This window comes from Pedobacter sp. MC2016-14, from assembly GCF_020991475.1.
Taxonomy (GTDB): Bacteria; Bacteroidota; Bacteroidia; order Sphingobacteriales; family Sphingobacteriaceae; genus Pedobacter.
The window spans coordinates 2,848,659-2,868,581 of the sequence record NZ_JAJMPA010000001.1; the positions used below are offsets into that span (position 1 = coordinate 2,848,659).

Consider the following 19,923-nt stretch of genomic DNA (forward strand, 5'->3'; position numbering starts at 1 on the left):
AAGGCTTATACCCGAAGTTGGGTTGGAGTATGAATTTTTAAAGTTGTAATTAAGGGTTGTTTACTACCTTCATCCAGTTAGCAACAAAAGTTATATCGTATGTGCACGCAATACTATAATTTTCCAGCTGTCAAAATCACTGACGTCACCTCCTATATATTTAATAATGCAGTGCCATTTTTTTTTAACAGCTATATCATATTGATTTTGGAAGTCAACAGTACTTTCAACTTTGAAAGTACTGTCTTTAGGAATACTTTCAATTTTATAACCATCCATCATTGGAAAAATTGCTGACCTTGGATTGTCAAGTTCGAATTGAACATAAAATTGGCTGGCTGCATATGCTTCTAAATCGGTTGGATAATGCTTTGGGGTTTTGCTTGAATTATGTACTTTTTCTGATGAGTCCAGAACCTTCGATTTGTGCTTAACTTTAGGTTGACAGCATATAAACAACGTTAAGGGCAGAAATAATAAAAATCGTTTCATTTGAAAAAATTTAGACTTTCAAATATACTATTATTCAACTTATTAAAACAATAAAGCCACTACTTTAAATACAAGTCAAAAGATTCAAATATGAATACTTTCATTTATTATTCGCTTTGAATTCGGTGGAATAATGATGATCAAAGATTTAGTTATACAGGGCTAATTAATATTAGTTTTTTCATTTGTTGAGATTAGTTATTTATTACTACTAATATCTAACAAAATTATATAGATTTAAAATTCATCCTAAAACAGAACTTGAAAAAGGGAAAAAAAAGGGAAAAAAATATTTTTTTCTAAGATTTTTTTAATAATGCAATATGCTTTTAATGTAGTTTAAAGCCGTGTTTTATTCATGGAAAAAAGTGAAAAACGAAGAAAAATATAATTTAAACTTTTCACAAGTTTCGGGGTTTTTTGTATATAATAATTTAGTCTATGGAATTTGGAAAAGTACCGGAAAATGAAATTGCTGGTATAGATTTTACGCTGCCTCCCGATGGAAAGCAGACACAGCTCACTTTATCTGGTAAAGCAAGGCCAAAACCGGATTTCTATGTCGGTTGTGCCAAATGGGGCAGGAAAGAGTGGCTTGGTATGATTTATCCATTGAAGACTAAGGAAGCAGACTTTTTAGATCATTATGTAAAACATTTCAATTCCATTGAACTAAATGCGATGTTTTACAGCGTTCCAAAAATAGATCAGGTAAAAAAATGGAAAGAGAAAGCAGACCAGAATGCCATGGATGGTTTTTTGTTCTTCCCTAAATTTCCACGCTTAATCAGCCACCTCAAACGTCTTCAAAACGTAGAGGAGGTAACCAATCAGTTTCTTGCAGGGGTTTCTGAATTTGGTAAGTTTCTTGGTCCCTGCTTTTTGCAATTAGGAGAGAATTTTACGCCAGCACAATTGCCGGTGCTGGAGGCATACCTGAAAACCCTTCCCGAAGATTTTAAAGTGTTTGTGGAATTGAGGCATAAAGACTGGTTTGGCAATCCTGAAGTTAGGGCGCAAACATTCAGTATGCTGGCCCAATTAAACAGAGGTTCGGTAATTACAGACGCAAGTGGCAGAAGGGATTGTGTGCATATGGAACTGAGTACTCCCGAAGCTTTTATCCGCTTTGTAGGAAACGGACAAAAGTATGCGGCCTCAGATTTTGCGAGGGTAGATGCCTGGGTAGTTAGACTGAAAGAATGGCTGGACAAAGGACTGGAAAAAGTTTATTTCTTTTTGCACCAGCACGATGAAAGGGATACACCTGTGCTTGCAAATTATACCATTAAAGTTTTTAATGAACAACTGGGCAGCCAGCTGGCAGAAGTGGTGTTTATTCCGGAACAGAAAGGTTTATTTTAACAAAGTATTTGATTATTTAAATAGTATACTAAATTTGTAGATATTACGTTTGACAATTAAAATCAGAAACAATATGAGTTTAAGAATAGGGGATGTCGCTCCCAATTTTAAAGCGAAAACATCAATAGGAGATATCGACTTTTACGAATACCTGGGCGATAGCTGGGGTGTTTTATTTTCTCATCCGGCAGATTATACGCCTGTTTGTACCACTGAGCTTGGACGTACGGCCTCGTTAAAAGGAGAGTTTGACAAGAGAAATGTTAAAGTATTGGCTTTGAGCGTTGATTCTGCGGAATCTCACAAAGGCTGGATTAGCGACATCAATGAAACGCAAAACACCTCTGTTGAATTTCCGATCATTGCTGATGAGGATAAAACGATAGCTGATCTGTATGATATGATTCATCCGAATGCTTCTGAGACCATGACGGTGCGTTCATTGTTTGTGATTTCGCCAGATAAAAAGGTGAAACTGATGATTACCTATCCGGCTTCTACAGGAAGAAATTTCAATGAAGTATTACGTGTAATTGATTCTTTGCAATTGACTGCGCAGCATAGTGTGGCAACACCGGCAGATTGGCAGGATGGCGAAGATGTGATTGTGATGAACAGCATTAAAACGGAAGATATTCCTGCGAAGTTCCCTAAAGGGCATAAGGTAATTAAACCTTATCTAAGGACTACGCCTCAGCCTAACAAATAAAGAGTTTTAGAATAAAGTGGTTGATGTGGCCCATCAACCACTAATAATGTTGTAGAATGGTTGCTTTTATCACTACATAACCTGATGTTTTGGTATTGGTAAATATCAGGAAATTATTGTGCTGAGGCTTAATTTTATACTTTTTTACCAGCACTTCTGCTTTTTGGGGAAAGCTCCTTACAATTACATTTCCTGTAAGTTCCTTTTGCTTTTTTAAATCTCCCATAGAAATCACTTCGTCTATTTGAAATATCCTTCCCGGAAAAGCTGGGTTTAAACTGGCTGAAGTATACAATTGCGTTTGCTCATGGAGCTTTTGCAAATTATAACGTTGCGCAATTAAATCAAATGCCCCACTTTTCATTAAAGCAACATCGGGTTCATACAGATACTGTTGTAATTCGATACTTACGCTGCTGCCAGGCTCCTCCTGGCCCTTAAGGTAGCTAAACAGTTTTACCTCTTCATTCAGCGCTGCGCTTATAATTTTTACAGGCCCTTCAATGGCTTTATCTATGATAAAGAGTAGTTCTTTGCATTCGTTTTTTAGGCTAACGATATGGACCTCACTTACGTTTTTGAGTTCTTTTAGCCCTGCGGAAATGTCCAGAAGGGGTGAAGTTTTGATGATGATCCTGCTACTTTTTGTCTTTAAAAGTTCCATGTGCTCTACCACGTTTGGGAGGCAATCTTGGAGCATAAACACTTTGCCTGCATCACTACGTCTCGCGGGATCTACATAAATGGTGTCAAATTTAAGGCTTGTTTCCTTTAAAAAATCAAGACCATTGCCTGCATAAAAAGAAATGTTTTTTAAACCAAGGATTTCTGCATTATGTGCTGCTAAACCGGAAAGATCAGTATTGATCTCACAGTGCATTACCTGTTTTCCCGCTTTAGCGAAATAAGAGCTGTCGACCCCGAAACCACCTGTCAAATCAATAAGTGCTGTACCAACGGCAAGCTGGGCTTTGTATGCCGCTGTAGTTTCTGATGAACACTGTTCTACAGAAATTAGCGGGGGATAATAAATATATGGGGTGCTAAACCATAAAGGTAGTTTCTTTAAGCATTTTTTCTTTGCTGCAATTTGCACTGCAAGTTCTTTAGCTGTTACCACTGCAAAGGGGCTTTTAGCCATTGCGAGTGTAGCAACATCAACATCCAAATGTGTATCGATGTATTGTTGCACTTCAGCTGTTAAAATGAACTTATTCACCAGACCTGTTTCGCATTACAATTTGGCAGGTATGCCTGCTTTTTACCTCTAGTAAAATGTCTTTTTGTTCTGTAACCCGGTCAATAGTCCCCTGGTTGTAATACCTGATGGTGACCAGTTCCAGGCCGGTATTGTATTTAACCTTGTAAAGTTCAGAAAGGTTGCTGAGCAGCGCTTTAATCTTTACGTCATCATTGTCTACACTGACCGAGAAACTGATGGCAGAATTTAGCATCGTATTTACCTTTACCTTGTGTTTATGGAAAATACTGAAAATATCACTCAGGTTCTCTTCAATAATAAAGGAGAAGTCTTTAGGGAAAATAGAAATTAACACCTGATTTACCTTAAAGATAAAAGAGGGTACTGGTAATGGTGTTTTTACACCAGTAATTTTAGTGCCCGGACCATCAGGATGGATAAATGACCTTACCTGCAAGGGGATATTCCTATTTTGCAGGGGTTTGATGGTTTTGGGATGTATCACGTTGGCGCCATAATAGGTAAGTTCAATGGCATCATGGTAGGAAAGTTCAGGAATGTGTTCTGTCTCCGTAAACCATTTGGGATCTGCATTTAATACGCCTGGAACATCTTTCCATATGGTTAGTGCATTAGCATTTAAACCAGCGCTAAACAATGCCGCAGAGTAATCTGAACCGTCGCGACCAAGCGTAGTAGTGAAATTTTCACTGGTGCTGCCTATAAAACCCTGGGTAACTGCAATGGTTTTTTCAAGCAATGGCGCTAGTTTAGTCTGGATTTCCTTTTCTGTAAGTTCCCAATCCACTTTAGCTTCTTTGTAAGTATTGTCTGTCCTGATGTAGTTCCTGGCATCTACCCAGGTAGCAGGGCATCCTGAGGTATTTAACCATGCGGTTAGGATCTTGGTAGAGACAATCTCTCCGATAGAGACAATCTGGTCATAAATGTAGTCTGGCGCATCATTAGGCTCTTCCTCCAGCAACCACTCAATTTCTACAAAACTGTTGGCCACATCGTTATAAACAGGATGTTTGGGATCTTCAAAAAGATCATGCATAACGGCCAGGTGAAAAGATTTAACCTGATCCAGAAGTTCATGCGCATCGGCATCACCGTAAATATAGGCTTTAACCAGGGCTTCGAGTTTATCGGTGATTTTGCCCATGGCAGACACCACAATCAGCAAGTGGGTTGGTGATGAATTTTTGATGATTTGAGCAACGTTTTTTACTGATACGGCATTTGCCACGGATGCTCCGCCAAATTTATATACTTCCATACGCTACTACAATCAATCTGCTTTAAAATGTTTGATCACTCTTTTGCCAAAAATACTGCTACCAATGCGAACCATGGTACTGCCTTGCTCAATCGCAATTTTATAATCGGCAGACATGCCCATAGAGATTTCCTTAAAGGCTTCGTCTTTTCTAAAGAAGGATGCTTTTATACCATCAAACAATACTTTAAGCTCGTTAAATTCGTCTTTAATTTGCTTTTCCATTTTAGTGTTTGACGCAATTCCCATCAAACCAACAATGCGGATGTTTTTAAGCGCAGAAAATTGCTCGTCACGCAGTAAGTCAACCACTTCGTCAAATGCCAGCCCGAATTTAGTGTCTTCATCGGCGATGTATACCTGTAAAAGGCAGTCTATTATGCGTTTATTTTTAGCCGCCTGTTTGTCAATTTCTATCAGCAGTTTTAAACTGTCAACAGATTCAATTAAACTGATAAAAGGGGCGATATATTTTACCTTATTGGTTTGCAAATGACCAATTAAATGCCATTCAATATCTTTTGGCAGTTCTGCTTGTTTTTCAACCAGTTCCTGTACAATGTTTTCTCCAAATACACGCTGACCGGCATGGTAAGCTTCTAATACGGCATCAGCTCCATGATATTTAGAAACGGCAACCAGTTTAACTGTTGGCCCCTCAATTTCTGCTTTATATTTTAATAAGTTGTCTGCTATGCTCATTTATCAGTATTTTTGGTAAAATTAACAACCTTAGCCCAATTTTGGCTAAGAAATAACGAGGTTATTTAAAATAATGAAACAATCTACCATCATCATATTATTGTTTGTTGCACTATCAGGCTGTAAGCCAGAGGTTCCGGGAGCGTTTATCCAGCCGGAGGAAATGGCTGAGATTTTGTATGATATACATGTTGCAGATGGATATACAAATGTAGTTCCGAGTGTAGATTCTGCAAAAAAAGTATCAGCTGCCTACTACAAGGGAATATTTAAGAAGCATGGGGTGGACTCTGCGCTTTACAACCAAAGCCTGAAGTTTTATGGCGATAATCCTGAAGTATTTTCCAAGGTTTACGTGAAGCTGGTTGCTGAGCTAACTCAAGAGAAAGGCAAATTGATTAAAGCAGATTCCCTGGATAATGTAAAGCTGGCCAAAAAAGCCAGGATTAAATTTAAAGCGGATTCTACAAAAATTGCCGACTCCATTGCTAAAACTCCGGCTTTTATAAAAGAAAAGCTTAAAAAAACGGCCGATTCTATAAAGGCAGATGTAGCTAAAAAGGCAGCCCTTAAAAAAGCAGATTCTATTAAAAAAGTTGCCGAATCTAAAAAGAATGTAATTCTTAAAAAGACGCAGGCACAAAAGAAAACAGATTCCATCAGGCGCAAATCTGGTTTGCGCAGAATAAGAAATTAAAATATATTATGTTGTATCCCGAAAATTGCCTTGACAGGCTGGGTTTTAACGATGTTAAACAGTTGATTTTGCAGAAATGCCTCAGTCCGATGGGCCAGCAAATGGTCGAAAAGATGCAGGTCATGACCAAATACGATCAGATCAACAAGTTTTTAAGGCAGACTAAAGAATTTAAAAGTATCCTGGAAAATCAGGAACCCTTACAGATCAATACCTTTTTTGACATCAGAAGTCTTGCAGAGAAGATTAGGGTAGAAGGCACCTATCTTGTAGAAGATGAATTGTTTCAGATGTATACTTCGCTGCAGACTGTTTTTTCTGTCCTTCGTTTTTTTGAGGAACGGGCAGGAATATACCCCAGTCTTGAAGCTCTTTTTGAACACCTTCCGGTAGAAAAAAACATCCTTAAAAAGATTGAGACCATTTTAGATCCTAAAGGAAAAATAAAACCTAATGCTTCTTTTGCTTTGCAGGACATTATTGGACAGATTGCCAAAGGTGAGCAGGATGTTAGGAAGCGGATGGATAGTATTTATAAGCAGGCAGTGGCCAGTAACTGGGTGGCAGATGGCAGTTTAACCATTCGGGACGGCCGGATGTGTATTCCTATCATCGCTGATCATAAGCGCAAGCTTAAGGGTTTTATTCATGATGAATCTGCGAGTGGTCAGACAGTTTACCTGGAACCGGAAGAGGTGTTTACACTGAACAATAAACTGCGTGACCTGGAATTTGAAAAACGCAGGGAAATTATTAAGATCCTGATTGCTTTAACTTCTGAACTTAGGCCATATACCCCTTTATTGTTGTCGTATCATGGTTTTTTAACCAAGCTGGACTTTGTACGCGCTAAAGCTTTATTTGCGATAGATGTGGAGGCCGATATGCCGGTATTGGTTACGGGTTCTAAAACCAAACTGATTAACGCAAGGCATCCTTTGTTGATGCTGTCCTTTAAAGAGGATAAAAAGACCGTAGTTCCATTGAATGTGCAAATCTCTGATGATTTAAGAATTGTACTTGTTTCGGGACCAAATGCAGGTGGAAAATCTGTATGTATGAAAACAGTTGGCTTGCTACAGCTGATGTTGCAGGCGGGTTTACTGATTCCTGTTCATGAATCCAGTGAGATTGGGATATTTGACAATATCTTCGCCGATATTGGTGACGATCAGTCGATAGAAAGTGATTTGAGTACGTACAGTGCTCACTTAACCAAAATGCGCTATTTTGTGGCGCATGCATCGGCTAAAACCATGGTGCTTATTGATGAGTTTGGGACGGGTACCGATCCTCAGTTTGGCGGGCCAATGGCAGAAGCGGTATTGGAAGTGCTGAACAATAAAAAGGTACGTGGTGTAATCACTACGCATTATTCTAATTTAAAGCTGTTTGCGGGCAATACGCCTGGATTGGAAAATGCATCAATGTTGTTTGATAACGATAAGATGAAACCCTTATACGTGCTTGAAGTGGGTAAACCGGGAAGCTCTTATGCATTTGAAATTGCACAAAATATAGGCTTACAAAAAGAGGTGCTGGAGCTGGCAAGGGCTAAAACGGGCACCAACCAAAATCGGATAGATAGCTTGCTGGTAGATCTGGAAAGAGAGAAGAAGCAGATTTACGATACCAAGGTTCATTTGGCCAATCAGCAAAATAAGGTTAAAAACCTGGTGTCTGAGAATGAGAAACTCAGAATATTTTTAGATGAAAATAGGAGAGAGCTGATTAGGGAAGCGAAACTGGAGGCCCAGGCCATTATCAAAAATGCAAATAAACTGGTTGAAAATACCATTGCTGAGATTAAGGAAAGCCAGGCCGAAAAAAGCGCGACAAAACAACTGCGGCAGAACTTACAAAAGGAGCTGGTGCAGCATCAGGTTAAAGAAAGGAAACCTGAACCAGTACATGTTCCTGCAGAAAAATTGAATACCCCTATTGAGGTAGGTGATTGGGTGCAACTGAATAACTCTGAAACTACTGGTCAGGTACTGGAAATAAATCGGGACAACCTGGTTTTAGCTCTTGGTGATTTAAGATCTGTGGTTAAGAAAAACCGGGTTCAAAAAATCAGTAATAAGCAGGCGAAAAAAGTGGTACAGGCCAATTCTTATTCTGGTAGCATTTCGGAAGCCATCAGTTCTTTTAATGCAGAACTGGACCTGCGTGGAATGCGTGCAGAAAATGCCATTCACGAAGTAGAAAAATACCTGGATAAGTCTGTAATGCTGGGCTTTCCGTTCATTAAACTGATTCATGGCAAGGGGGATGGTATTTTAAGGAAAATGATCAGGGATTATCTTAAAAAATATAGCCAGGTTACCCGGGTTGAAGATGAGCATGCAGATAGGGGCGGAGATGGAATATCATATGTATATTTAAAGTAGTTTTATATAGCTTTGCTTTTAAACCAAGTATAATGATTAATAAAGTAGTGTCGGATGCGGATGAGGCTATCCGTGATATAGAAAACGGGCATACGCTTATGCTGGGCGGCTTTGGCCTCTGCGGCATTCCCGAAAATTGCATCGCTGCCCTGGTAAAAAAGGGTGTTAAAGAACTTACCTGTATTTCTAATAATGCTGGTGTAGATGATTTTGGAATCGGTCTCATGTTGCAGCAACGTCAGGTTAAAAAGATGATTTCTTCTTACGTGGGTGAAAACGCAGAGTTTGAAAGGCAATTGTTGAGCGGCGAACTTGAGGTAGAATTGATTCCACAGGGAACGCTGGCTACAAGATGTATGGCGGCGGGTTATGGCATGCCGGCCATATTTACCCCTGCGGGTGTGGGTACTGAAGTGGCAGAAGGCAAGGAGGTACGCAATTTTAATGGTAAGGATTACCTCATGGAATATGCTTTTGACGCAGATTTTGCCATGGTTAAAGCGTGGAAGGGTGATTATGCCGGTAATCTTATTTTCAGGTCTACGAGTCGCAATTTTAATCCTGTAATGGCTATGGCTGGGAAAATTACCATTGCCGAGGTAGAGGAGCTTGTGGAGCCGGGTGTGTTAGATCCTGATCATATCCATACGCCGGGTGTATTTGTGCACCGGATCTTTAAGGGCAGCAACTATGAGAAAAGAATTGAGCAACGAACCGTAAGAACAGGAAACTAAGGCTATGTTAGATAAAAACGGAATTGCAAAACGTATTGCTAAAGAAATAAAAGACGGTTACTATGTAAACCTTGGGATCGGGATTCCTACTTTGGTTGCCAACTATATTCCGGAGGGGATCAATGTGGTGCTACAGTCAGAAAATGGTTTATTGGGCATGGGCCCATTTCCTTTTGAAGGCGAAGAGGATGCTGACCTGATCAATGCTGGAAAGCAAACGATTACTACATTACCTGGTTCATCGATATTTGATTCTGCCATGAGTTTTGGCATGATCCGGAGTCAGAAGATAGACCTTACCATATTGGGTGCGATGGAAGTTTCGGAGAATGGGGACATTGCAAACTGGAAAATTCCAGGTAAAATGGTTAAAGGTATGGGGGGAGCAATGGATTTGGTGGCTTCGGCTAAAAATATCATTGTGGCCATGCAGCATGTAAATAAAGCCGGGGAGAGCAAATTGTTGCCAACTTGTAGTTTGCCACTAACAGGTGTTAGGTGTATCCGGAAGATTGTTACGGAGCTTGCGGTATTGGATGTATTGCCTGAAGGTGGGTTTAAACTTTTGGAGCGTGCGCCTGGTGTAAGTGTAGACTATATTAAAAGCGTAACTGCGGGTAAGTTATACGCGGCAGATGATGTGCCTGAAATGAGTTTATAGTTCTGTAAAAAAAAAATGATTTTTTAATGAAACGGCCTAGCGTTTGTTTGCGCTTTTTCAGCGCTTAACAAAATGCAGCCGATGAATAAAAGATCATTTTTTTATTATTTACAGTATTGTTCCCGCAGTTCTATGGAGATGTCCTCACTGATTTTTAAAATTTCGTCAGCTTCATTAGAGTTGTTCCTGATCACGCGGTCACATTGCTCGCGGTAGGGCAGTAAATACTCATGGTATGACGGTACCACATGGTTTTTCCATTTGTACAACACGTCGTCTTCCGGGTAACCACGTTCCATACCATCTCTTTTAATACGGCGCTCCAGGGCCACCTGTTCATCTGCTTCAATAAAGATACTATGGTCCAGCAGCTCACCAATTTCTTTAAAATGGAGGATAAAGAGTCCTTCAACAATGATGATAGGAGCAGGGTTTATTTCCAGGATTTTTACAATAGCCAGTGGATTGTTGAAATTGTATTCTTTTTTGTAAACCACCTCGCCGCCAATCAGTTTCTGAATGTCCCTTAAAAACTGTCCGTCATCAATGGTAGAAGGGAGATCAAAATTATAGAGTTTGTTTTCCTCCTGGGTCATTTCTCCGGCCGGAATATAATAGTCATCCTGCGATACAAGGGTTACTTCATCATTTTTAAAATGGTGAAGAAAACAGTTTAAGAAAAATGTTTTACCTGAGCCGCTACCGCCGGCGATGCCTATAATAAAAGGTTTATTGTTCATTATCTGGAGGAGTACTTGCTTGTCCGCTGTAGGTTAAATTGCATAAAAATCTTTTGTCTAAAGCCCCAAGCGCATCGGCTACAGCTTTAGTCATTACAATAATAACATCTTTTGTGGTTTCATTTTCAGTAAATTTACCAACAACCTTTGCAAAGGTACTTCTGTTGCTCATTGGATTGGTAATTTTCATCACGGTTCCAATAGGCGCCGTACGGTGTAAGACCAGCATTTTAGAGGCATCAAGGTCCTGATCGGCAATCCATACGCCTGTACCTTTTTCGTCTACCTGGTTTAAGCCATATCTGCTGGGTGCATATCTTAGGCGGGGATCTTTAAGGTAAGTTGTGTCTCTTTCTTCAGTTTCTACCGGTGGTGTATAGGCAGGTTTAGCAGGCGGGTACTGACCTTTAATTAATAACTTTTGACCCACACGTAAGGAGTTGTCTTTTAAGTTGTTTTTAATTTTAAGCTGGTCCATCGTTATACCGTAGCGGGTAGCAATGGAATATATGGTTTCGTTAGAGGCTACAGTATGTCCAACAAACTCCTCGCTGGCATCTGCAGGTGCGGAAGGCACAGTAGGTTTAGGGAGAGTTGGGACAGTTGTTTTTACTGCGGGGGCTTGTACTGCCGGGGTTTTTACCGCTTCTGCAGGAGTTGTTGCAGTAGAAGATTCCGGAGCAGGTACAATTGCCGGAAGTTTTAGCTCTTGAGCAATCCTAAGATTAATTGTTTTTAAATTGTTGATGCGCTTGATCTCATCCACCGTAGTATTGTTCTCCTCTGCAATCTTATTCAGATTATCTTTAGGTTTTACAATATAGGTGATGTAATTTCCTTCTGTAACAGGTGGCTGAGTTGTGGGTTGACTGCTAACCGGAGTTTTTTTAACGGCAGCGGCAACTGCTTCATTAAAAGGTAGCTCGGTTGGAACCTTAATGATGACATCAATTTGCAGATACTTATCGTCATTAAAACTCATGATCGTTTTTGGAGGAATGTTATACCGTCTTCCAATAGAATAATAGGTGTCTTTTGCAACTACCTTATGAATAATGACTTTTTTCCCTTTAAGGTTTTCGACGCCAATCGAATCTCTTGTTGCAGCTGATTTAGCTGTTGATATGTTAAAAAGGAAGACAAACAACGCCCCTATATAATATTTTTGCATTAATGATCTTCTGAAGTTTAATATGGTTTGGCAATAATACGAATAAAAAATAAGAGCATAAATTATGAAAGGTAAACGTAAAAACAGGCCTTCGTATTGTTGTAAAATAGTTTTTTAACAAATCCATTTCCGGCATCTTTATTGTGTAGTTTTACATACAAACAAGCACATTAAAATTACAATATATTATGGACGCAAAAGAAATCAGCCTCGTTGAAAAAGAGGTAAAACCAGTTGTAGATTTGTTGAACGATTACCTTGCTAATTACCACATTCATTATCAGAAGTTAAGGGGATGCCACTGGAATATTAAAGGCCAAAACTTTTTTACCCTGCACATCAAATTTGAAGAATTATATACCAATGCGCAGCTTACGATAGACGAAATAGCGGAACGTGTACTTACATTAGGTAAACCACCACATAGCCGTTTTTCTGACTATATTTCCGAATCTGCCATTAAGGAGATCAATACCATTGGTATGAGTGATTTGGCGATGGTAGATGCGATCCTTGAAGATATGGCTACGCTAATTCAATTGGAACGGGAGCTTTTGGAAGCTTCTGCTAATGCAAGTGATGATGGTACCAATGACATGGTTAACCGTTTTATGCAATTTAAAGAGAAAACCACCTGGATGCTTCGTTCATTTGCAGGTAAAAAATAAAGGCCTGATCAGGGAAACGATTAGGAATTCAACGAAAAGACTGTGTCGCAAGGCACGGTCTTTTTTTTATCTTTGAACCGTAATGGGATATAAAAACTTAGCAGCCTGCGTGGCTGATTTAGAAAAGCACGGTCACCTGATCCGGATTAAAGAGGAAGTAGATCCTTATCTGGAAATGGCGGCTATACACCTTAGGATTTATGAGCAACAGGGACCTGCCATTCTGTTTGAAAACATAAAAGGGAGTAAATTCCCGGCGGTTTCTAACCTCTTTGGTACACTTGAACGTGCTAAATTTATGTTCAGGGATAGCCTTGAAAGTGTAGAGCAACTGGTTGGCTTACGGTCTGATCCCATTAAAGCGCTAAAAAATCCCTTCAATTATGCAGGTGCGGGTTTAACAGCACTTTCTGCCTTACCTTTAAAGCAAGACCTTTTTAAATCTACTTTTCAAAAAACAACCATCTCGGCTTTACCTCAAATTGTAAACTGGCCTATGGATGGCGGACCATTTATTACCATGCCCCAGGTTTATACCGAAGATGTGGATAAACCTGGAATCTTTAATTCTAATCTTGGTATGTACCGGATTCAGCTGGCGGGGAATGAATATGAGCAAGACAAGGAAATTGGTTTGCATTATCAAATTCACCGTGGTATAGGCGTTCATCAGTCTAAAGCCAATGCCAAAGGCCTGCCTTTGAAAGTGAGCATATTTGTAGGCGGCCCGCCTTCACATCCTCTTGCGGCTGTAATGCCCCTGCCGGAAGGACTTTCTGAAATGACTTTTGCCGGCGCTTTAGGCAATAGAAGGTTCCGCTATTTTTATGACGAGGAAGGATTTTGTATTTCTGCTGACGCCGACTTTGTGATTACGGGAACCGTATATCCCAATGATAATAAACCTGAAGGTCCTTTTGGCGATCATTTGGGTTATTATAGCTTAACGCATCCTTTTCCGGTGATGAAAGTACATAACGTGTACCATCGTAAGGATGCCATTTGGTCATTTACTGTGGTAGGCCGACCGCCACAGGAAGATACGAGTTTTGGCGCATTGATCCATGAAATTGCCGGTTCTGCATTACCACAGGAGATTCATGGTTTAAAAGAGGTTAATGCGGTGGATGCAGCAGGGGTGCACCCCTTGTTGTTCGCCATTGGCAGTGAGCGTTATACGCCGTATTTAAAAGAGCGGAGACCACAGGAAATTCTAACAATTGCCAATCATATTCTTGGTAAAAACCAGCTTAGTTTAGCTAAATATCTTTTTATTGCTGCTCGCGAAGATGATGAAAGTCTGGAAACGCATGATATTGCCCGTTTTATGCAACATGTGCTGGAGCGCATGGATTTTAGCAGGGACCTTCATTTTTATACCCAAACCACTATTGATACGCTTGATTACAGTGGGGAAGGATTAAACGCAGGCTCTAAGGTTGTGCTTGCAGCGGCGGGGCTGCAAAAAAGAACGCTTAGCAAGACCATTGAGCTCAGCCTGCCAGAAACTTTTACTTCTTATGCTATGGCTATTCCTGGGGTGGTATCTATAACAGGCCCTGCATATACTACAGCAGGATCTGCGATGGAAGAGTTGAAAAATCTGGAGCAGCATTTAGCTACGCAGTCGCTGGAAGGGCTAGCCTTGATGGTGATCTGCGATGATGCGGCATTTACGGCGGCTAATATTAACAACCTGGTTTGGGTAACGTTTACAAGGAGTAATCCGGCGACGGATATCCAGGGAATAGGGAGTTTTACTAAAAATAAACATTGGGGATGCACAGGGCCGCTCATTATTGATGCGAGGAAGAAACCTCATCATGCACCAGAATTGATCAAAGACCCGGGAGTAGAACAGCGAATAGAAAGATTTAAGTTGTAAGCTGCTACTTTTTCTCCTTGTCTTCCCGCATCATTTCCCCAAAACTGAGGTTGCGGTCCATGGCAGAAACAATCTTCACCAACCGCTTTGTACGGGTGACTTCGGTTTTGGCTGTATTCAGCCAATTGATGTACCAGTTGCGGTGAGATTTTGGTAGCTTCATGAAGTTTTCTATAAGCTGGGGTTCATCGTTTAAGCAGAGTTCCAGATCTTCGGGGATTTCGATTTTAAAGTCTTTATCTTCTTCCAGGTTCAGTTGTACAATGGCACCGAGATCTTTGCGCAACTGTTGCCGCAATTCCTTTTTTATCGGTAAAATGAAATCACCCTCACCCATTGGCGTAAGGGCACGACCTTCAATTTCCAGGGCATCAAGCATGCCTTTAACCCGGTAACTTTTCCTGCAGTCTGCTTTAATTTGAGCGGAAATAGCAGCAGGTATCATCAAAAAATACCATCCTGTTTTTTCTCCTTTTTCGCCAAAACGTTCTATTTCTGCTTTAAAAGTCACCATTATAACTAAATCTAGATGGTATAAATATAACTAAAACTTTTCTTCTACACCTAAGCCAAAAAGTGCGAAATCATATTTTACAGGATCAAGAGGATCTAGTTTGCGCAGTTCTGCTGTAAGTTCCACTGCAGTTTGCCAGTCGGTTTGCTTGCGTGAAATCATACCCAGTCGCCTGGCTACCCTGTCTACATGAACATCACATGGACATATCAAATTTGCTGGTTTTAAGGTGTCCCACAAACCAAAATCTACACCCTTATTGTCTTTCCTTACCATCCACCTCAAAAACATATTGAGACGCTTACAAGTAGATTTTTGCAGGGGAGAGGAGATGTGTTTAAAGGTCCGGCGTGGAAAATCAGGCAGGCTAAAAAAATAAGCCCGGAAATGGTTTAAGGCCTGCTCTGCACTAAAGTTGAGCTGGACAGCAAAGTCCGCCGGAAGGAAAGCCGTTTCCAGACTTTCAGAATTTGCATAATGTTGTTTAAAGAACGCTACAAAGTACAACAAGTCCGTATCATTAAATGTCCGGTGTTTAAAACCCAATAAGCCTTTCAAGTCATCGTCACCATGTTGCATCATAAACTGGTAAGGTTCATTGTCCATTCTGGAAAACAATTCCTTACATTTATTTATAATGGTTTTACGTTGCCCCCAGGCTAAAATTGCCGCAAAAAATCCCGCAATTTCAATGTCTTGTGGTTTAGAGAATCCATGAGGAATGCAAATGGGATCGTTTGCTATAAACGACGGCTGGTTGTACTGTTCAACCTTGATGTCCAGAAAGTCTTTGAGCGCTAAAAATTCCAATGTATGCGTTATTTAATATATTCGGTAGCTGAGCCGGTAGCTTTGCAGTAGTAATAGGTAAATATGATCTTTTAATGAACCGGCCAGGCGTTTGCTCGCGCCCTTCAGCGCCTAACGAAATGCAGCCGACGAATAAAAAGACCATATTTTCTAATTGTTGATCTCTCCTCGGTAACCTCGTTCGAGATGACGGTGATTTAACTCAATGCCTGCTCTAAATCTGCCAGTAAATCTTCAATATCTTCAACACCTACGCTAAGCCTCAATAAATTATCCATTACTCCAACTTTTTCACGTTCTTCTTTAGGAATAGAACCATGCGTCATAGTAGTAGGATGATTGATTAATGATTCTACACCACCAAGGGATTCTGCAAGCGTAAATACTTTGAAAGAGGAGGCTACACGGAAAGTTTCTGCCAAATCGGCACCTTTTAAAGTAATAGAAACCATCCCCCCAAAGCCCCGCATTTGTTTTTTGGCAATGTCATGATTAGGATGATCTTCAAAACCAGGCCAGTAAATCTTGTCGATTTTTGGATGGTTCTTTAGGTAATGTGCAATTTTTTCACCGTTTTCACAATGCGCTTTCATACGTAAATGCAGGGTTTTAATCCCGCGAAGTACTAAAAACGCATCCTGAGGACCAGGAGTGGCACCGCAGGCATTGTACACAAACCAGAGCTGTTTATATAGTTCATCATCATTCACCAGCAGAGCGCCCATAACAACGTCTGAGTGACCACTGATGTATTTGGTTACAGAATGCATTACAATATCAGCACCCAAATCCATAGGGTTTTGCAAATATGGAGAAGCAAATGTATTGTCAACCGCCAGCAGGATATTCTTTGCTTTTGTAATTTTGGATACACCTTCAATGTCTACAATCTGCATGGTAGGATTGGTAGGGGTTTCAATCCAAACCAGTTTGGTCTTTTCCGTGATGTAAGGGAGGATGTTCTCTGGTTTAGATAAATCCAGGAAATGGAATTTGATGCCGTATTTAGCATACACCTTAGTGAAAATACGGTAAGATCCACCATACAGATCGTTGCCTGTAATTACCTCATCACCGGGCTGCAATAAACGTAAAACCGCATCAGTAGCCCCCATGCCAGAAGAAAAAGCAAGCCCGTGTTTTGCATTTTCTAATGCCGCTAAACAAGCCTCCAAAGCCTTACGGGTAGGATTTGTACCCCTTGAATATTCAAAACCCTGATTATCTCCGGGTGCTTTTTGAGCATAGGTAGAAGTTTGGTAGATGGGTGTCATTACTGCTCCTGTAGAAGGATCAGGTTCCTGACCGGCATGTATGGCTTTGGTTGCGAATTTCATTTTTAATTGTATTTAGTAACAGATAGTGTTAAGTATTTAGCTGTTAATATTTAGATACCTGGAGTTTAATATGCACGCGCAAACAATACGCGCTGTATAGAAGGTTTGCCTGAATAAATACAAATCCCATCTTCCAGTTTGTTATCCAAAGGAATACAACGGATGGTAGCTTTTGTTTCTTCTTTTATTTTTTGCTCGGTCTCTGGAGTTCCATCCCAATGGGCCGCAATGAAACCAGCTTTACCATCCAGTAGTTGTTTAAACTCTTCGTACGAATTGGCTTCAGTGATGTGATCCTCGCGGAAATCAAGTGCTTTTTTATAGATATTTTCCTGAATATCGTTTAGGAGCTGTGGAATGTAATTTTCCAAACCTTCCTGCTGCACCGTCATTTTCTCCTGGGTGTCTCTTCTGGCTACCTCTACAGTTCCATTTTCCATATCACGACCACCAATAGCCAGGCGGATTGGAACACCTTTAAGTTCATATTCTGCAAATTTGAATCCCGGACGCTGCGTATCGCGGTCATCGTATTTTACAGATACCCCTAAAGCTTTAAGTTTAGTCATCAGGCCACGAACAAAGACAGAGATGTTCTCCAGGTCTTCATCGCTTTTGTAAATAGGGACGATAACGACTTGGATCGGTGCCAATTTTGGAGGTAAAACCAAGCCGGCATCATCGCTATGCGACATAATCAATGCACCCATTAAGCGGGTAGATACGCCCCATGATGTTGCCCATACGTGCTCTATTTTTCCTTCTTTATTGGTAAATTTTACATCAAAAGCTTTTGCGAAATTTTGGCCAAGGAAGTGTGATGTTCCAGCCTGTAATGCTTTTCCATCCTGCATTAATGATTCTATACAGTAGGTATCCAATGCACCTGCAAAACGCTCGTTTGCCGTTTTACGACCTTTAACCACTGGCATGGCCATCCAGTTTTCAGCAAAATCTGCATATACATCCAGCATTCTTTCTGTTTCTTCAATAGCTTCCTTTGAAGTGGAATGCGCGGTATGTCCTTCCTGCCATAAAAACTCTGTGGTGCGGAGGAATAAACGTGTGCGCATTTCCCATCTTACCACGTTGGCCCATTGGTTGATCAATAATGGCAAATCCCTGTAAGATTGGATCCAGCCTTTATAAGTATTCCAAATGATGGTTTCTGATGTTGGCCGTACGATCAATTCTTCTTCCAGTTTGGCAGTTTCGTCTACAATGATGTTTCCGTTTCCATCATTTTTTAGGCGATAATGTGTCACTACGGCACATTCTGTCGCAAAACCTTCTACGTGGGCAGCTTCCTTAGAGAAATATGACTTAGGGATGAATAAGGGGAAATAGGCATTGCTGTGGCCAGTATCTTTAAATTTTTGGTCTAAAACTGCCTGTATTTTCTCCCAAATTGAATATCCATAGGGTTTGATTACCATACAACCTTTGACAGATGAATGCTCTGCCAGGTCGGCTTTTATAACAATGTCGTTATACCACTGGGAATAATCCTGCTTTTTGCTTGTAATGCCTTTACTCATAAGTCTTATGCACGCTCTTGGAACGTTTTTTGTGTTAAATGTCTTGGATAGTAGGGTGCAAATCTATAAATTTATACCTACATTAAATTGTAACACACACAAGAATTAACACAATATGAAACCAAATTATTTATTAACCAGTATGCTGGCGGTTGCAACGATAGTTGTTACTTCCTGTTCTGCCCCTAAAATGGCACAGCAAAATACCATTAATGATGATGTATACAACAGCACTGCGCAGGCAAAGGCCTATGTAGCGCCGGTACCTCGTCAGGATGATGGCTACGACCGTTACGATAATAGTGAAGATGACGGTTATGGGTACGGTTCGAGTGATCCTTATTACGATATGGATTATTCTTCCAGAATCAACAGGTTCAATTACGGTTCACCTTTCAGGTCTTACTACGATCCTTTTTATAGTCCTTATGGATATGGAGGTTTTGGTGGCTTTGGAGGTTTTGGCGGTTATCCTTTTTACGGTTCTGGATTTTCGATTGGCTTAGGCTTCGGAACCGGCTTTGGATGGGGTAACTCTTTTTATTCTCCTTATGGATGGAATTCTTTCTACGATCCGTTCTGGGGTTTTAACAATTACTACGGAGGTGCCTTCGGCGGATTCTATGGCGGCGGCTACGGTGGATTTTATGGCGGCGGTTACTATGGTGGTGGTCGTTTCGTTAACAATACTCCAAGACCAAACCGTGGGCGTGAAAACGGTGTTGGTTATGCCAGACCAGCTTATGGAAGTCAGGGTTCAAGGTCCTATAATGGAAGAACAACAAATGGAAGGACTACTAACGGTACAACGACATATACCGAAAGACGTGGTGGCAGAGGTACTACAACTACAGGTACCAATTCTACTAGGCAAGGACGTACCGAAAGCTACAATCCTCCTCAGCAAAGCAGACCAACGTATTCTCCACCTGCAAGCTACGGTGGCGGTAATAGTGGTGGTGGCTCAATGGGCGGCGGTGGCGGCAGCAGAGGCGGTCGTGGTGGTAGAAACTAATCTTTAAATTAT

At 40.6% G+C, this 19,923-nt stretch carries 19 protein-coding genes; 9 read left to right on the forward strand and 10 right to left on the reverse strand.

Annotation, left to right across the window (positions count from 1 at the left end):
• Window positions 1-90 precede the first annotated feature (90 nt).
• Window positions 91-492, reverse strand: coding sequence for a hypothetical protein (locus tag LPB86_RS11785; protein WP_230644012.1), 402 nt, complete (start codon window positions 490-492; stop codon window positions 91-93).
• Between the two features lie 441 nt (window positions 493-933).
• On the opposite strand from LPB86_RS11785, the gene LPB86_RS11790 reads away from it, so the two are divergent.
• Both LPB86_RS11790 and LPB86_RS11795 read left to right on the forward strand, forming a co-directional pair.
• The gene (locus LPB86_RS11790; protein WP_230644014.1) at window positions 934-1,857 is read left to right on the forward strand and encodes a DUF72 domain-containing protein; all 924 of its coding nucleotides are present in this window, start codon (window positions 934-936) and stop codon (window positions 1,855-1,857) included.
• 73 nt (window positions 1,858-1,930) lie between these two features.
• Window positions 1,931-2,566 carry a peroxiredoxin gene (locus tag LPB86_RS11795; RefSeq protein ID WP_230644016.1) on the forward strand — a complete coding sequence of 212 codons (636 nt, stop codon included), beginning with the start codon at window positions 1,931-1,933 and terminating at the stop codon, window positions 2,564-2,566.
• Window positions 2,567-2,606: 40 nt separating this feature from the next.
• Here the strand turns inward: LPB86_RS11795 and LPB86_RS11800 are convergent, their stop codons facing one another.
• Genes LPB86_RS11800 through LPB86_RS11810 form a run of 3 tightly spaced genes read right to left on the reverse strand, consistent with a single transcriptional unit; the run spans window position 2,607 to window position 5,751 of the window.
• Entirely contained in the window at window positions 2,607-3,785 is a 1,179-nt protein-coding gene (locus tag LPB86_RS11800; RefSeq protein ID WP_230644018.1) for a hypothetical protein, read from the reverse strand.
• Window positions 3,778-5,049 carry an aspartate kinase gene (locus LPB86_RS11805; RefSeq protein ID WP_230644020.1) on the reverse strand — a complete coding sequence of 424 codons (1,272 nt, stop codon included), beginning with the start codon at window positions 5,047-5,049 and terminating at the stop codon, window positions 3,778-3,780. Before LPB86_RS11805 ends, LPB86_RS11800 begins: the two co-directional genes overlap by 8 nt.
• 12 nt (window positions 5,050-5,061) lie before the next feature.
• A complete protein-coding gene (locus tag LPB86_RS11810; RefSeq protein WP_230644022.1) occupies window positions 5,062-5,751 on the reverse strand; it encodes a YggS family pyridoxal phosphate-dependent enzyme in 690 nt (229 codons plus the stop codon).
• Between the two features lie 73 nt (window positions 5,752-5,824).
• Between LPB86_RS11810 and LPB86_RS11815 the strand changes: the two genes are divergently transcribed.
• Genes LPB86_RS11815 through LPB86_RS11830 form a run of 4 tightly spaced genes read left to right on the forward strand, consistent with a single transcriptional unit; the run spans window position 5,825 to window position 10,233 of the window.
• The gene (locus tag LPB86_RS11815; RefSeq protein ID WP_230644024.1) at window positions 5,825-6,448 is read left to right on the forward strand and encodes a DUF4296 domain-containing protein; all 624 of its coding nucleotides are present in this window, start codon (window positions 5,825-5,827) and stop codon (window positions 6,446-6,448) included.
• A gap of 8 nt (window positions 6,449-6,456) precedes the next feature.
• Window positions 6,457-8,838 carry an endonuclease MutS2 gene (locus tag LPB86_RS11820; protein WP_230644026.1) on the forward strand — a complete coding sequence of 794 codons (2,382 nt, stop codon included), beginning with the start codon at window positions 6,457-6,459 and terminating at the stop codon, window positions 8,836-8,838.
• A 32-nt stretch (window positions 8,839-8,870) separates the two neighbouring features.
• Window positions 8,871-9,572: a CoA transferase subunit A gene (locus LPB86_RS11825; RefSeq protein ID WP_230644027.1), complete on the forward strand. Its 702-nt coding sequence runs from the start codon at window positions 8,871-8,873 to the stop codon at window positions 9,570-9,572.
• A 4-nt stretch (window positions 9,573-9,576) separates the two neighbouring features.
• The gene (locus tag LPB86_RS11830) at window positions 9,577-10,233 is read left to right on the forward strand and encodes a CoA transferase subunit B (RefSeq protein ID WP_230644029.1); all 657 of its coding nucleotides are present in this window, start codon (window positions 9,577-9,579) and stop codon (window positions 10,231-10,233) included.
• A 104-nt stretch (window positions 10,234-10,337) separates the two neighbouring features.
• Here LPB86_RS11830 and LPB86_RS11835 read toward each other — a convergent pair whose 3' ends face one another.
• Window positions 10,338-10,973 carry a uridine kinase gene (locus LPB86_RS11835; protein ID WP_230644031.1) on the reverse strand — a complete coding sequence of 212 codons (636 nt, stop codon included), beginning with the start codon at window positions 10,971-10,973 and terminating at the stop codon, window positions 10,338-10,340.
• Window positions 10,963-12,144, reverse strand: a complete 1,182-nt coding sequence (locus LPB86_RS11840; protein ID WP_230644033.1) for a LysM peptidoglycan-binding domain-containing protein — start codon at window positions 12,142-12,144, stop codon at window positions 10,963-10,965. The genes LPB86_RS11835 and LPB86_RS11840 overlap by 11 nt, the downstream gene beginning before the upstream one ends.
• 188 nt (window positions 12,145-12,332) lie before the next feature.
• Here LPB86_RS11840 and LPB86_RS11845 point away from each other — a divergent pair, with 188 nt between their 5' ends.
• Both LPB86_RS11845 and LPB86_RS11850 read left to right on the forward strand, forming a co-directional pair.
• Window positions 12,333-12,812, forward strand: a complete 480-nt coding sequence (locus LPB86_RS11845) for a Dps family protein (protein WP_230644035.1) — start codon at window positions 12,333-12,335, stop codon at window positions 12,810-12,812.
• 82 nt (window positions 12,813-12,894) lie between these two features.
• Window positions 12,895-14,697, forward strand: coding sequence for a UbiD family decarboxylase (locus LPB86_RS11850; RefSeq protein ID WP_230644037.1), 1,803 nt, complete (start codon window positions 12,895-12,897; stop codon window positions 14,695-14,697).
• 4 nt (window positions 14,698-14,701) lie between these two features.
• Here the strand turns inward: LPB86_RS11850 and LPB86_RS11855 are convergent, their stop codons facing one another.
• The 4 genes from LPB86_RS11855 to proS all read right to left on the reverse strand — a co-directional run bounded on the left by LPB86_RS11855 (window position 14,702) and on the right by proS (window position 18,896).
• A complete protein-coding gene (locus tag LPB86_RS11855; RefSeq protein ID WP_230644039.1) occupies window positions 14,702-15,211 on the reverse strand; it encodes a YdeI/OmpD-associated family protein in 510 nt (169 codons plus the stop codon).
• 30 nt (window positions 15,212-15,241) lie between these two features.
• Window positions 15,242-16,021: a TIGR02757 family protein gene (locus tag LPB86_RS11860; protein WP_230644041.1), complete on the reverse strand. Its 780-nt coding sequence runs from the start codon at window positions 16,019-16,021 to the stop codon at window positions 15,242-15,244.
• Window positions 16,022-16,218: 197 nt separating this feature from the next.
• Complete coding sequence (locus tag LPB86_RS11865) at window positions 16,219-17,358, reverse strand: cystathionine gamma-synthase (RefSeq protein ID WP_230644043.1); 1,140 nt, start codon at window positions 17,356-17,358, stop codon at window positions 16,219-16,221.
• A gap of 65 nt (window positions 17,359-17,423) precedes the next feature.
• Window positions 17,424-18,896, reverse strand: a complete 1,473-nt coding sequence (gene proS, locus LPB86_RS11870) for a proline--tRNA ligase (RefSeq protein WP_230644045.1) — start codon at window positions 18,894-18,896, stop codon at window positions 17,424-17,426.
• A 115-nt stretch (window positions 18,897-19,011) separates the two neighbouring features.
• On the opposite strand from proS, the gene LPB86_RS11875 reads away from it, so the two are divergent.
• On the forward strand, window positions 19,012-19,911 hold the full coding sequence (locus LPB86_RS11875; RefSeq protein ID WP_230644047.1) for a hypothetical protein: 900 nt from the start codon (window positions 19,012-19,014) through the stop codon (window positions 19,909-19,911).
• Window positions 19,912-19,923 lie beyond the last annotated feature (12 nt).